Source organism: Ponticaulis koreensis DSM 19734 (assembly GCF_000420665.1).
GTDB lineage: Bacteria > Pseudomonadota > Alphaproteobacteria > Caulobacterales > Hyphomonadaceae > Ponticaulis > Ponticaulis koreensis.
Map to the genome: position 1 here is coordinate 1,831,604 of NZ_ATVJ01000001.1, position 13,060 is coordinate 1,844,663.

General features: G+C 55.0%; 13 protein-coding genes. 10 read left to right on the plus strand and 3 right to left on the minus strand.

Translation table 11 applies throughout. The features are described from left to right. Positions 1-203 precede the first annotated feature (203 nt). The 4 genes from G523_RS0109390 to G523_RS0109405 all read left to right on the plus strand — a co-directional run bounded on the left by G523_RS0109390 (position 204) and on the right by G523_RS0109405 (position 3,648). Positions 204-1,028, plus strand: a complete 825-nt coding sequence (locus G523_RS0109390) for a flagellin (protein WP_027441597.1) — start codon at positions 204-206, stop codon at positions 1,026-1,028. A gap of 394 nt (positions 1,029-1,422) precedes the next feature. Further along, positions 1,423-2,247: a flagellin gene (locus G523_RS0109395; protein WP_022694801.1), complete on the plus strand. Its 825-nt coding sequence runs from the start codon at positions 1,423-1,425 to the stop codon at positions 2,245-2,247. A 72-nt stretch (positions 2,248-2,319) separates the two neighbouring features. Continuing rightward, positions 2,320-2,697, plus strand: a complete 378-nt coding sequence (locus tag G523_RS20305; RefSeq protein ID WP_081648750.1) for a flagellar protein FlaG — start codon at positions 2,320-2,322, stop codon at positions 2,695-2,697. 117 nt (positions 2,698-2,814) lie between these two features. Next, positions 2,815-3,648, plus strand: a complete 834-nt coding sequence (locus G523_RS0109405) for a flagellin (RefSeq protein ID WP_022694803.1) — start codon at positions 2,815-2,817, stop codon at positions 3,646-3,648. Between the two features lie 95 nt (positions 3,649-3,743). Here the strand turns inward: G523_RS0109405 and G523_RS0109410 are convergent, their stop codons facing one another. Continuing rightward, positions 3,744-5,489, minus strand: a complete 1,746-nt coding sequence (locus G523_RS0109410) for a cation:proton antiporter domain-containing protein (protein WP_022694804.1) — start codon at positions 5,487-5,489, stop codon at positions 3,744-3,746. 229 nt (positions 5,490-5,718) lie between these two features. On the opposite strand from G523_RS0109410, the gene G523_RS0109415 reads away from it, so the two are divergent. Further along, positions 5,719-6,360 carry a MarC family protein gene (locus tag G523_RS0109415; protein ID WP_022694805.1) on the plus strand — a complete coding sequence of 214 codons (642 nt, stop codon included), beginning with the start codon at positions 5,719-5,721 and terminating at the stop codon, positions 6,358-6,360. A 57-nt stretch (positions 6,361-6,417) separates the two neighbouring features. Here G523_RS0109415 and pseB read toward each other — a convergent pair whose 3' ends face one another. Beyond that, positions 6,418-7,533, minus strand: a complete 1,116-nt coding sequence (gene pseB, locus G523_RS18815; protein WP_022694806.1) for a UDP-N-acetylglucosamine 4,6-dehydratase (inverting) — start codon at positions 7,531-7,533, stop codon at positions 6,418-6,420. A gap of 101 nt (positions 7,534-7,634) precedes the next feature. Here pseB and G523_RS20310 point away from each other — a divergent pair, with 101 nt between their 5' ends. From G523_RS20310 to G523_RS0109445, 5 genes are read left to right on the plus strand one after another with little or no spacing between them, the layout of a single operon-like run. Next, positions 7,635-8,507: a glycosyltransferase family 2 protein gene (locus G523_RS20310; protein WP_022694807.1), complete on the plus strand. Its 873-nt coding sequence runs from the start codon at positions 7,635-7,637 to the stop codon at positions 8,505-8,507. Beyond that, entirely contained in the window at positions 8,504-9,286 is a 783-nt protein-coding gene (locus tag G523_RS0109430; protein ID WP_022694808.1) for a cytidylyltransferase domain-containing protein, read from the plus strand. The genes G523_RS20310 and G523_RS0109430 overlap by 4 nt, the downstream gene beginning before the upstream one ends. Then, positions 9,286-10,176, plus strand: a complete 891-nt coding sequence (locus tag G523_RS20675; protein ID WP_081648802.1) for an SDR family oxidoreductase — start codon at positions 9,286-9,288, stop codon at positions 10,174-10,176. Before G523_RS0109430 ends, G523_RS20675 begins: the two co-directional genes overlap by 1 nt. Continuing rightward, positions 10,128-11,204: an N-acetylneuraminate synthase family protein gene (locus G523_RS0109440; protein WP_022694811.1), complete on the plus strand. Its 1,077-nt coding sequence runs from the start codon at positions 10,128-10,130 to the stop codon at positions 11,202-11,204. The genes G523_RS20675 and G523_RS0109440 overlap by 49 nt, the downstream gene beginning before the upstream one ends. After that, positions 11,204-11,731 (plus strand): GNAT family N-acetyltransferase, encoded by a 528-nt coding sequence (locus tag G523_RS0109445; RefSeq protein ID WP_022694812.1) that lies wholly within the window; start codon positions 11,204-11,206, stop codon positions 11,729-11,731. Before G523_RS0109440 ends, G523_RS0109445 begins: the two co-directional genes overlap by 1 nt. Here the strand turns inward: G523_RS0109445 and G523_RS0109450 are convergent. Beyond that, entirely contained in the window at positions 11,728-13,011 is a 1,284-nt protein-coding gene (locus tag G523_RS0109450) for a hypothetical protein (RefSeq protein WP_022694813.1), read from the minus strand. The genes G523_RS0109445 and G523_RS0109450 overlap by 4 nt on opposite strands. Between the last annotated feature and the right edge of the window lie 49 nt (positions 13,012-13,060).

Below are 13,060 nucleotides of genomic sequence, written 5' to 3' on the forward strand. Positions count from 1 at the left end.
GCCGGTAGGCAGAAAAAGCGGGAGGTCGGAGAAACTTTAATAAAGTCTCCGTGCCGCGTTAATGTTTGAGGCCCTAAAAACCGGCTGAATCTATTTTTCTGTTAAGCACAGTTCTGGCCCGCCATTTGCGAAGCCATTCTGCGGACAAAAGGTCCGTTCAGGCAAAAGGCCTGAGTTACATAACCAGAATGGAGATCGCTAAAATGGCGAGCGTAAATACTAACTATGGCGCAATGGTCGCGCTGCAGCAGCTGAACTCTACAAACTCTCAGCTCGAGACAACACAGACCCGTATCAACACGGGCATGAAAGTCGCTTCCGCAAAAGACAATGGTGCTATCTACGCGATCGCTCAGGGCATGCGTTCTGACGTCGCTGGCTATGGCGTTGTTCAGGAATCACTCGATCGTACAAGCTCAACCGTTGATGTTGCTATCGCAGCTGGTGAAGCGATCGGTGACCTTCTCATCGATATGAAAGAGAAAGCGCTCGGCGCAGCTGATTCATCTCTGACGTCGAACCAACGCTCTGCATTCAACGAAGACTTCAAAGCGCTTCGTGATCAGGTCGCGACGGTTATCTCTAACGCAGAGTTCAACGGTGTGAACCTCATCAACAACTCTACAGCAAGCGTTGAAGCGTTCGCTGACTCTGATGGCGGTTCTGTGATCACAGTTCTCGACGAGAACCTGTCTCTGGGCGGTGCAATTGTTACGCTGGCTGCAACTGCGTCTCTCGACACAGTGACAAACTCTTCTGCAGCGGTTGGCACTATCGAGACATCTCTCACAAACCTCAACCAGGCTCTGGCCCGTCTCGGTACGGCGTCTAAAGCGCTTGGTATTCACTCTGATTTTGTCACGAAACTTTCTGACGTGACTGAGAAAGGTATCGGCAACCTCGTCGATGCGGATCTCGCAAAAGAATCTGCAAAACTGCAGGCTCTGCAAACCAAGCAGCAGCTCGGTGTTCAGGCGCTCTCCATTGCCAACCAGGCAAGCGGTATTGCCCTGTCCTTCTTCCGATAAGGGAAGACCAAAAAAACGAAGACACAAAAGGCGTAAGACCTTTCATGACTGCCGGGCCCTTGTGGCCCGGCTTTTTCGTTTCTGACGCACGCACACGATCACCCGACGCGTGGCGGATAGATAAAATTTCAATAAAAACAATGGATGGATAGGCAAGATTAACCCGGCAAATTATGCCGGTCGGCAGGTTTGGTCGCCGCCTTCATGTCTTGCTAACCATACTGGAAATTTTGTTAACCATAGGAATTCAGCAGCCGCCGGAAATCCCGAAAATCACGCTTAACCATAAGTCTGGCCCAGCTTTTGCCTAGTCATATGCGGGAAGAATCCCAGTGAGCAAAAAGCTCAAGTGATGCCTGCGTGCAGGCAGTAAAGACCAGAAAGGATCGCTAAAATGGCGAGTGTGAATACCAACTATGGCGCTATGGTTGCGCTGCAACAGCTGAACAACACAAACTCTCAGCTCGAAACAACCCAAACTCGTATCAATACGGGTATGAAAGTTGCGTCTGCTAAGGACAACGGCGCTATCTTCGCAATTGCTCAGGGTATGCGCTCTGATGTTGCCGGTTTTGGCGTTGTTAAAGAATCCATCGACCGCACAAGTTCTACTGTCGACGTTGCTATTGCTGCTGGCGAAGCTGTCGGCGACCTTCTCATCGACATGAAAGAGAAAGCGCTTGGTGCTGCTGACGGATCACTCACAACATCTCAGCGTGCAGCGTTCAACGAAGACTTCAAAGCGCTTCGTGACCAGATCGGCACAATTGTCAGCAACGCTGAATTCAATGGCGTGAACCTCATCAACAACTCTACAGCTGGTGTGGAAGCTCTGGCTGATGCGGATGGCGGTTCTACTATCACCGTTGCAGACGAAAACCTGTCTCTCGGTGGTGGAGTTGTGACACTGGCTGCGACAGCATCTCTTGATACTGTGACAAACGCTTCTGCAGCGGTTGGCACGATCGAAACCTCGCTGGACAACCTGAACCAGGCGCTCGCTCGCCTCGGTACGGCGTCTAAAGCGCTCGGCATCCACGGCGACTTCGTTCAGAAGCTGTCTGACGTGACCGAGAAAGGTATCGGCAACCTGGTCGATGCGGACCTCGCAAAAGAATCTGCGAAACTTCAGGCCCTGCAAACCAAGCAACAGCTTGGTGTTCAGGCTCTGTCTATCGCGAACTCTTCTGCAGGTATTGCATTGTCCTTCTTCCGATAGAGGCAAGGGTATCGGGGCCGGTGATCTTATTCATCGGCTCCGGTCCTTCCTTCCACGGTTAGGAGACACACAATGTCAGGAGATCTCAAACTTACCCCGGTATCTGGCGCATTGGCCGCTGATATCAAACAGGAGCGTTTCGCGTTTCGCGAAGCTTCAGGCCAGGAAGAGCAGTCTGCAGTATCCGATGTCCGCAAGGCAGAAGACGCGGAGACAACAGACCCGGCCGAACAAAGACGCCAGCTTCTTAAAGAAGCGCTGGAAGAAACTAAAAACGCACCCGATGGTAGACTCGTCATCGAACGCGATGAAGATACTGGAAAGTATGTCCAGAAGGTTCTTGATCCAACGTCCGGTGAAGTTCTTAAACAATGGCCGGAAGAGCAGTTTCTCGAGCTCGCAAAGTCTATGGGCGAAGCTTACGGACTGATTGTTGATCGCCAGGTCTGAACCCGATCCGACGAATACCTGAGAAACTTTTTTCTCTTTGCCAACGTTTATTTAACCATCACGAGCGAAACCTTTACTCCGAGGCAGGAAATTTAGCTTCCCTGCGGGAGAGAACTTATGGTTTCGAGTGTACATACAAATTCAGCTGCAATGAGCGCATTGCAGGTTCTGAACAAAACCAATAGTGATCTTGAGCAGACCCAAAACCGGGTCGCTAGCGGGTATAAAGTCGGCGGCGCCAGAGACGACTCAGCGGTTTTTGCGGTTGCGCAAGGCATGCGGGGCGACATCGGGGCACTTGCCGCGGTTCGAACTAGTCTGGATCGCGCCAACTCCATTGTTGACGTCGCGATTGCCGGTAGTGAATCCATTTCTGACTTGTTGATTGAGCTACGCTCGAAAGCGCTTGCGGCTTCCGATACGTCGATTAACGGCGCGGCGCGTTCTGCATATGATGAAGATTTCAAATCGCTCATCAGCCAGATCAGTACGATCATCAACAACTCTGAATTCGACGGCGCGAACCTTCTCGATGGCTCGCAGACGAACGGAATCGGCTTCATTGCTGACATCGACTCGACTGATCAGATCACTCTGGATACTGAAAATCTGTCACTTGGCGGATCAATTATCACCTTCGCGGCTACGGCAAGTCTTGGCACAGCAACGCTGGCGTCCGGCCTTGTCAGCACGATTGATACAAGCCTGAGCAATGTGAACGCAGCTCTGTCCCGCCTCGGCGCGACGGCCAACCGCGTTGATACACATGTCAGCTTCGTATCCAAACTCAGCGATAGTCTTGAGCAAGGCGTGGGTAACCTCGTCGATGCTGACCTCTCCAAAGAGAGTGCGCGACTGCAGGCCTTGCAGGTTAAACAACAGCTCGGCGTTCAGGCGCTGTCTATTGCGAACCAGAATTCTCAGACGATCCTTTCCCTCTTCCAGGGATAGGGCATCTGACATCTTTTCAGCGATTATGGATCTGGTCTTCCCTAGTCGCTTTACTTGGGTCCGGAGTAATTCTCCGGACCCATTTTTCTTTTAAATCAGGCGTCTTCACTCGACTTGGTGTGATAGGCTTCTTCGCGTTCAGTCGCGAGAAGCGCACGTACGGTTTCATATTCATAGCCGAAACTGCGCAGCGCATTACCCGATAACTGAAGACCTGTTTCGACAACTTCCGGAACGACATAGTTTGCGCCAGCGCGCTCCAACTCTGTCGCGTGCAAGGCATCGTGCGCCCGCGCAAGGATTGGAATATCAGGACGAACCGCGCGCACCGACCGCACCAGCATTTCTGTAATCTGCGGATTATCGACGGTGATGATAAAGACAGATGCGCCTTCCAGACCTACCGAATGGAGAAGTTCTGGCCGTGACGCATCGCCCAGATAGGCGCGGTAACCAGCCTCGCGCGCGTTAGAGACTAGCCGCGCATTCATATCCAGCGCGACAACATCGGCCGATTCCTGAGACAGAATTCGCGCCACAACCTCGCCGACGCGACCAAACCCGGCGAGCAGGACGTGGCCCTGATGATCAGAAAAGTCTTTAACTTCCTCGGCGACGGGTGCGTCATCAGGCAGTGTCTTTTTGGCGAGGAATTGCCCGATCTTCGACATTGCGGGAATGCAGAGCATAGATAAGCCGGCGATTGCGGTAAGCGGCGCGGCGATTTCTGATGGTAGAATGCCAGTCGCTGATGCCGTTGCGACGACGACGAACGCAAACTCGCCGGCAGGCGCCAGAAGGAATGCACTCTCAATTGCGACAGCGTTATCCTTGTTCAGAATGCGCACGGCACCGTAAGCGGCGACAAGTTTTACGCTGATCAGAATGACCAGACCGAGTACAATGGTCAGCGGCTGAGATGCGATGGCAGGTAAGTCGAGCCCCATGCCGACTGTCATAAAGAAGAGGCCGAGCAGAATGCCTTTGAACGGCTCCAGATCGACCTCTGTCTGGTGTTTGAATTCTGTCTCACCGAGCAGAAGACCAGCCAGAAAAGCACCCAGCGCCAATGACAGGCCAGCGCTGGCGGTAATGGCCGCGGCACCAACAACGGTCAGCAGTGTGAGCGCCATAAGGAAATCACGTCCACCGGCAATGGCGACCATTTTGAACAGGCGACGCAGCACGAATTTGCCTATAAAGAAGATCACGGCAATGGCGATAACGCCCTGAATAAAGGCCTGCAAAAGCACGGATGTGAGGTTCGCGCCTTCTCCAATATTTAGAAGGCCAACAAAGATCAGGATCGGGGCAACCAGAATGTCCTGAAACAATAGAACGCCGAAGCTCGTCCGACCGACCGGTTTTGCCGCGATTTTCTCTTCGACCAGAACCTGCATGACAATTGCAGTGGAGGAGAGGGCGAGCGCCAGACCGCAGACAATCGCAACGCTAGGGTCGGGAATGATGAGCCAGAACGCAATTGCCGCGAGCGACAGCGCGCTGACGGAGGCTTGCATGCCGCCAACGCCGAACACGGTTTTCTTCAACGCCCAGAGCTTCTCGAAAGAGAATTCCAGTCCCAGAAGAAACAGAAGGAAGAGCACGCCCAGCTCTGCAAACGGAGCGGCGGCTTCTGGTTCGGATATCGAAATATATTCCAGAACGGGCCAATGCTCGGCCAGCATGCCGACGCCGAACGGGCCGAGCGCGAGGCCGGATACCATGAAGCCGATGACGGCAGGCAGTTTCAGAAAGCGGAAGAAGGGAACGGCCACGCCTGCAGCGAACAGGAACACCATTGCGTCCTTGATGAGGATTTCTTCGCCTGCCGTTGCCATAGTTCAATCACCCCCTGAATCGCTGATATGTATGGTTTACCAGCTTTGCGGCGCGGTGAAGAGGTGGGAGACTTAAAAGAGTGCTGCGGTATACTTTCGCATTATTTTGCTTCAGAAATGCAGGCGAGCCGCTTTATTCGTGCTCAAGTGGTTCGATGCAGTGAAAAGTTCAATTCAGATATGCAAATTTAGCGCTTGAACTTTGCCGCTAAAGGCGTAGAGGGGCGTCATGTCTCAGGATCTTATCTCTCTTTTCTCGGCAAGTTTTGTCACCTTCTTCGTGCTGGTGGACGCGCTGGGCGTTGCCCCTGTTTTCGCATCCATGACGGCACCTGGTGGGCCTGCCTATTCGCGCAAGATGGCGATCAAGTCGGTCTTTGTGGCGACCATTATCGTGTTTGCGTTCGCCTTCGGTGGCTCATGGCTGCTTGAGAAGATGCATATCTCTATCGATGCGTTCCGTGCAGCCGGTGGTTTGCTGCTCTTTCTGATCGCGCTGGACATGGTGTTTGAGAAGCGTACTGAGCGCCGTGAGCATCGTGCAGAGGCGCATATGGCCGAACACGAAGATCTGGACGATATCTCTGTCTTCCCGCTTGGTATTCCAATGCTTGCTGGGCCGGGCACGATCGCGACGGCTATGCTCTATATGAGCAACTCAGACAGTATTGCGCAGCAGGGCGTGGTTCTCGCCGCCTTTGCGCTGAACATGCTGGTCTGCCTTGTCATGTTCCTGCTTGCTGGTCCGCTTGTTCGTATGATGGGTGACAGTGTGGCAGGTGGTCTTACCCGTATCCTCGGCGTCATTCTGGCGGCGCTGTCTGTTCAGCTGCTGATCGATGGCATTAAGGGCGCGTTCAATCTCGTTTAAACGAAAAATGCCGCCTCCATTCGGAAGCGGCATTTTTTTTGGTTCTTGTCTGGGGCGTTAGCCGGCCTTACTGACGTCTGACGTCGGTGCGAGTGGAAGCTCGCCCATTTCAGGGAAGGCCGCCTGCAACATGCCCAGAAGGCCGCGCGCATCCATGCGCTCAGGGTTGCGGTTAGACGCATAATAGAAGCCGTCTTCCATCTGGCTTGCGCCGCGTTCCAGCCATTTCGCCATCAGCTTCTCATCGAGCGCTGGCAGGATTGCGAAACGGTCAGGGATTTCGATGGTCGAACGGCCATCATCTTCGGCAACCATGGTTTCGTGCAGCTTCTCGCCCGGGCGAATACCGATCACTTTGTGCGGCAAATGAGGAGCGACAGACTTTGCCAGCTCAACCACAGTCGTAGATGGGATTTTCGGAACGAAGATTTCCCCGCCTTCCATTAATTCGAGGCTGGAGAGCACGAAGTTCACGCCTTGCTCCAGCGTGATCCAGAAGCGTGTCATGCGCTCGTCTGTGATTGGCAGGTGATCTGCACCCTCTGCAACCAGTTTCTTGAAGAATGGAACGACAGAGCCGCGAGAGCCGACAACATTGCCGTAACGCACAACCGAGAAGCGGCAGCCATTGCGACCGGAAAGGTTATTGGCCGCTGCGAAAATCTTGTCGGAGGCCAGCTTGGTCGCGCCATAAAGGTTAATCGGGCTGGCCGCTTTGTCGGTGGAAAGTGCCACAACCTTCTGCACGCCAGCACGGATGCAGGCATTCACAACGTTCTCTGCGCCCATAATATTGGTTTTGACGCATTCCATCGGGTTGTATTCAGCGATTGGAACATGCTTCAGCGCGGCTGCGTGAATTACGAAATCAATGTCGCGCATTGCCATTTCAAGGCGGGCCTGATCGCGAACATCGCCGATAAAGTACCGCAGAAACTCATGTTTCTGCATCGGAAACTCCTGAGCCATCTCGTATTGCTTCAGCTCGTCGCGAGAGAATATAACAAGGCGGCGTGGCGTCCAGTTGTCGGTGATGATCTTGACGAGCTTCTTGCCGAAAGAGCCAGTACCCCCTGTAATCAGGATGGATTTTCCATTGAGGTCTGGAAATGGCGTACGGAAATCGCGTGTGATCCCCTGGAGATCAAGGTCGGAAGCTGCTGCGATACTCATGGTCTGAACCCCTTCAATTTGGTTCAAATTTGTTCTTTCGGTTAAAGATATGCGTGCTTTGCTTTACCAATCCTTAGCGCCTGAAATGTTTAACTACGCGCATGATACGCGCACCTGTTTCCGTTGTGCTCTGTGCACGCAACGAAGCGAGCCGGATTGAGAAATCGATCCGGGCTATTGAGGCGTGCCAGCCGGACGAGCTGATTGTCGTGGATGGCGGCTCGACAGACGACACTGTCGCGATTGCTGAACGTCTCGGCGCGAAGGTTATCCGCTCCGGTGGACGTGGCCTCGCACCCGACCGTCAGCTAGGGGCCGACCATGCCGCGCACGATCTCATCGCCTTTATTGATGCCGACCACCGTCCTGCGCCGGATGCGCTCGTTTCGCTCCAGCGAGACATGGAAGAGTTCGGTCTGGATGTCGTTCAGGCGGGTGTCGGTATTGAAGATAATGGCTTCTGGAACCGTGCAGAGCATGACGCGATGGCGGTCTTCCAGCACCAGCCGGGGTCGCGCTCTCTGATGATCGGTGTCGCGCCAACCCTCTACCGCAAAGAGGTATTGCAGGCCGTTCGCTTTGATGAAGTGAATAAAGACCAGTCCGATGATGCAGACCTGTTCAAGCGTATCGTCGACACGGGCCGGTTCACATTCGGAGTAGGGCGCACTATTGTGCCGCAATATCACCACCCTGAATTCTCCGATTATATGGGTAAGTTCCGTTGGTATGGACGCCGCGATGCCGAGTTCATCCGCACCCATCCGGACCGTGCCCATTCCATGTATTTTCATCTGTTCGTTCGCTACCCGATCTGGCGGCCGATCAAATCTGTTTTCACCGGCCGTCCACGCGCCGCGATCTATTTCTGGGTCTGCGGGCTGACGCGTCTTGGTGTCGTAATCTCGAAGCGCACGCAGGCCCTGTTCTCACGGCCTCAGACGCAACCTTCAGAATCCGGAGATGCAGCATGACGCTTGCGGTTATCGTTCAGGCCCGCATGGGCTCTTCCCGTTGCCCGGGCAAGGTGATGATGGATCTTGGCGGCGAGCCATTCCTGAAGCGCTGCCTTGATCGCTGCGACCAGATACCTGGTGCGGATATGGTCGTGGTCGCAGTGCCTGATCTGGCTCAGGACGATCCTGTCGCTGAAGCTGCTGAAAGCTGGGGCTATAAGGTTGTGCGCGGTCCTGAAAAGGACGTTCTCGCCCGTTATGCGCTGGCGGCGCGTGAGGTGATCGCAACGGCCGTTATGCGTGTGACGTCGGATTGCCCGCTTATTGATCCGGAAATCTGCGGCGAGACGATCCGCTTCTGGAAAGAAACGCAGGCTGATTATGGCTGCAACAACATGCCTCCGGGCTTTCCGCATGGGCTGGACTGCGAAGTTTTCCATGCCGGCCATCTGCATGCTGCTAATCATCTGGCCGAAGATCCGTATGAGCGTGAACACGTCACGCCCTGGATTCGCAATCATCCAAACCTGACACACGCATCCATCAAAGGTCCGAAAGGGGGCATGGAACGCCTGCGCTGGACACTCGACTATGAAGAAGATGTCGAAATGTTTCGCGCGCTTTACGCGGCAATGGGCGAGGATGCGCCGTTCGCGCGTGCGGCTGACTATCTGGCTATGTGCATGCGCCGCCCGGATATTCCGGCGATAAACGACATGCGTATTGATCCGGCGCGACTGGCCGCCGAACAGGAAGCGGACGTGTCTGGCGCAAGTCAGACATCGCTTGCCGCGTAATGAGCGTTCTGGTTCTCGGCGCGACCGGCCTTCTGGGCACGGAAGTGATGGCGGTGTTGCAGGAGCGCGGCATTCGCGCACTCGGCGCTGCACGTTCGGGCGCTGACCTCCAGATTGATGTAACAAACCAGATGGGGCTGTTTCGTCTGCTCTGTCAGACGGATGCTACGGCTGTCATCAACTGCGTTGCGAATGTGAACCTTGCCGCCTCCGAAGCCGATCAGGAAATGTCCTATCGTGTGAATGCTGCGCCGGTGGCCGTGCTCGCGGCGTGGAGCCAGCAGACCGAAGGGCGTCTCATTCACGTCTCAACCGATCAGTTCTTCCGTGGTGAGCCGCGCGAAAAGCATGATGAGAACGCGCTCGTTCACATGATCAATGCCTATGGCGCGTCCAAATTCACAGCCGAGACCATGGCGCGCGAAGCACCGAACAGTCTCGTTGTGCGCACCAATATTTGCGGCGCGAAAAAGGGCTTTGGTCGCTGGGCAATCGACAGCCTGACAAACCGCACGCCTATCGGTGCCTTCACTGACTATTTCACCTCCACCATGCATGTCCGCGCCTGCGCTGAGGGGCTGGTGGACCTGATGGCGACGGGCGAGACCGGCGTGATTAATCTGGCATCGCGTGATGTCAGCTCAAAAGAAGAATTCATGCAGGCGCTTGCCGCTGAGCTTGGCATCAATCCGGACTGGATGGTGCAGAGTTCCGCGCGCGATATGACGCCGGAACGCGCGCTGTCCTGCGGACTGGATGTCGCGCGGGCCGAAGCCGTTCTGGGCCGCGCCATGCCAACCCTTTCGGACACTGTCCGTTCACTCGTTCACGAGGATGCACAATGCGTTACAACCACGAATTCAGCATCGGCGACCGTAAGATCGGCCTGAACGAGCCGACTTATTTCATCGCTGACATTGCAAGCTCGCACGATGGAGAGCTGTCCCGCGCCAAAGACCTGATCTGGCTGGTGAAGGAAGCTGGTGCCGATTGCGCGAAGTTCCAGCACTTTCTGGCGCGTGACATCGTCTCTGATGAGGGCTTCCGCTCGCTCGGCGGGCAGATGGCGCATCAAGCGGCATGGAAGCAATCGGTCTACGATATCTTCGAGAAGTATCAGACACCGCGCGACTGGACGGATGAACTCGTTGCCGAGAGTAAAAAGGCTGATATCGATTTCATGACGACGCCATATGATCTGGCGGCGATTGATCTGGTGGATAAGCATCTGAAAGCCTGGAAAATCGGCTCGGGCGATATTGGCTGGAACCAGTTCATTGAAGAGGTGTGTTCGCGCGGTAAGCCAGTCTTCCTCGCGACAGGTGCAGCCGACATGGAAGATGTCGAGCGCGCGGTGGACGCGGCGCTCACGAAAACCCGCGAGCTCTGCTTAATGCAGTGCAATACCAACTACACGGGAAGCCTTGAGAACTTTGCAAATGTGAACCTCAACGTGCTTCGCGCCTTCGCTCTGAAATATCCGGGCATGCCGCTCGGACTGTCTGATCACACGCCGGGCCATGCTGCTGTACTTGGTGCTGTCACGCTTGGCGCATGTGCAGTCGAAAAGCACTTCACAGACGACAACAACCGCGATGGTCCTGACCATCCGTTCTCGATGAACCCGCAAAGTTGGCGGGATATGGTTGATCGCACGCGCGAGCTTGAACTGGCGCTGGGCGACGGCGTGAAACGCATCGAAGCGAATGAGCATGACAGCGCAGTTGTGCAGCGACGCTGTCTACGCGCGACGCGTGATCTGGCGGCGGGTGAAACAATCACCGATGCTGATCTTGTGGCGCTGCGTCCGCGCCCTGAAGGCTCCGTTGAGCCATTCGAGCAGGATCTGGTTGTTGGCCAGCCGTTGACGGCCGCGGTGAACAAGGGCGATGCCCTGATGTGGGAGCATGTGGGCTGATGCTGACAGGTGAAATCACCGGCCTCCGCGCCATTGAAGAGAGCGATCTGGAACAGCTTCTGGCCTGGCGGAACGATCCGCGCATGCGCCGCTTCTTCCGCGAATATCGCGAGCTGAACATGACCCAGCAAAAGAGCTGGTTTGATGCCAAGGTGAATAATGATCCGGCGACACGCATGTTCGCTATCGTGGACCTTGAAACCAAAGAGCTGATGGGCGCTGCAGGGCTCTGCTATATTGATGGCATCAATCGCAATGCAGACTTCTCGATCTATCTGGGGATCGATGATCTCTACATAGATGAGGATTACGCGCCGGATGCGGGCCGCGTTCTGCTCCGATACGGGTTTGAAGAGCTGAACCTCCACAAGGTCTGGGCCGAGATTTATTCGATCGACAAGCCGAAGCAGCAGCTATTCTACGAGCTGGGCTTTACGCGCGAAGGCGTGCACCGCGAAACACACTGGACGGAAGGTCAGTGGGTGGACAGCCTGTTCTACGGCCTGCTCGCGAAGGACTTCCGCTAGTACGGGCTGGATTTTGGAATGTGGAAGCTGCGGGTGAATGTGCTGAGCGCAATCAGGCCCATAAGCACGCTTAGAACGATGAATCCCGCAATCAGCGATATCAGCTTCATGGACCAGTCCATCACAGTTGTTGCCGCGTTGAGCGCGTCCTCGCCATAGTGTTTTGCCAGAGCGATAGCGCGGTCGCCGCCTGCCTGTGAAATGAGCTCGGCGCGTTTCAGATCGCTCTGTGATGAGATCGTTTCAATCAACATAAGCGCATCGACCGTTGCACGACCTTCGTTCAGCGCCGCCAGACGTTCCAGATCGCTGATGAAGATGCGTAGACGTGGCTGGTCCACCGATTCTGCGAAGGCCGCGAAAATGGCGTCAGTCTCGATCAACAGGTTGGAGTTTGATGCAAAGGCTGCCTCTAGGTTAGCCCGAAGCGTATCTTCCGGCATTGCGCGTTCCAGATGATCGCGCAGCGTGCGCTCGAAATCGGGCGCCAGCCGGTCTGCACGGATAGCCGTTTTTAAAAGCGATGCGCCCTCAAAAAAGCGGCTATCGAGCTCTAATTCATCCAGCAGGCCATCACGGGCGATCAGGCCGAGGCCGGAAATGGATAGTGCAAAAACGTCCGTGAGGTCACCGCGTATCCAGCCGGCGCTTTGAAAGGCGAGGTCACGTGCATCGCCAAGCACGAAGAATTCAGGTTCAGGCGCAACGTTCGTCTCGTCTTCGATCAAAGCTTCAGATTGCAGGCCGTCTTCTTCTGTTTCTGGCGCAGTTTCAGTGTTTGCCTCGGCGTCATCAGCAGGTGCGGCGGGTGTGGTGCTCATAACAGGTGGCGCGACGGAGCGCTCATAGCGGGCGCGAACATCATCGGGCAGGAAAAGTTTGGCTGCAGTCAGAAGCCTGTCATCATGCTGCCCTGTGCTCTCAGTCGATGCCGCAGCGCTAACCGCAGCAGCGTCCTGTCGGTTAAGCATATAAGGAGCCGAAAGCAGGAAACCGCGCGCGCTGGTAATATCTCCCTGACGGACTTCGGCGTCGATCAGCTCTGCCCAGTACTGCCTGTTGTTTTCATGGCTCGGGATGAGATCTGCGAACATGCGTCCCATACGGTCCTGCGTCGCCGTGATAGCCTCTGAAGTCGGCTCATATTCGGCACCGCGGGCATTCCGTGTTTCCTGAATAATCAGGAAAACGACAATGCCGCTGATGATCAGTAGAATGTTGAAAATCAGGGCGGAAATCCATCCGAATGATCTTTGCGAATTTCGACTGCGTGAACGCATGGAATGGTTTCCGGATTCTACCGATTTACTGAGACCTATTAGTACTTTC

Bases quoted from the DNA above. Each gene is read 5' to 3' on its own strand.
- G523_RS0109390 (WP_027441597.1), top strand. From the start codon at position 204: ATGGCGAGCGTAAATACTAACTATGGCGCAATGGTCGCGCTGCAGCAG.
- G523_RS0109395 (WP_022694801.1), top strand. From the start codon at position 1,423: ATGGCGAGTGTGAATACCAACTATGGCGCTATGGTTGCGCTGCAACAG.
- G523_RS20305 (WP_081648750.1), top strand. From the start codon at position 2,320: ATGTCAGGAGATCTCAAACTTACCCCGGTATCTGGCGCATTGGCCGCT.
- G523_RS0109405 (WP_022694803.1), top strand. From the start codon at position 2,815: ATGGTTTCGAGTGTACATACAAATTCAGCTGCAATGAGCGCATTGCAG.
- G523_RS0109410 (WP_022694804.1), bottom strand. From the start codon at position 5,489: ATGGCAACGGCAGGCGAAGAAATCCTCATCAAGGACGCAATGGTGTTC.
- G523_RS0109415 (WP_022694805.1), top strand. From the start codon at position 5,719: ATGTCTCAGGATCTTATCTCTCTTTTCTCGGCAAGTTTTGTCACCTTC.
- pseB (WP_022694806.1), bottom strand. From the start codon at position 7,533: ATGAGTATCGCAGCAGCTTCCGACCTTGATCTCCAGGGGATCACACGC.
- G523_RS20310 (WP_022694807.1), top strand. From the start codon at position 7,635: ATGATACGCGCACCTGTTTCCGTTGTGCTCTGTGCACGCAACGAAGCG.
- G523_RS0109430 (WP_022694808.1), top strand. From the start codon at position 8,504: ATGACGCTTGCGGTTATCGTTCAGGCCCGCATGGGCTCTTCCCGTTGC.
- G523_RS20675 (WP_081648802.1), top strand. From the start codon at position 9,286: ATGAGCGTTCTGGTTCTCGGCGCGACCGGCCTTCTGGGCACGGAAGTG.
- G523_RS0109440 (WP_022694811.1), top strand. From the start codon at position 10,128: ATGCGTTACAACCACGAATTCAGCATCGGCGACCGTAAGATCGGCCTG.
- G523_RS0109445 (WP_022694812.1), top strand. From the start codon at position 11,204: ATGCTGACAGGTGAAATCACCGGCCTCCGCGCCATTGAAGAGAGCGAT.
- G523_RS0109450 (WP_022694813.1), bottom strand. From the start codon at position 13,011: ATGCGTTCACGCAGTCGAAATTCGCAAAGATCATTCGGATGGATTTCC.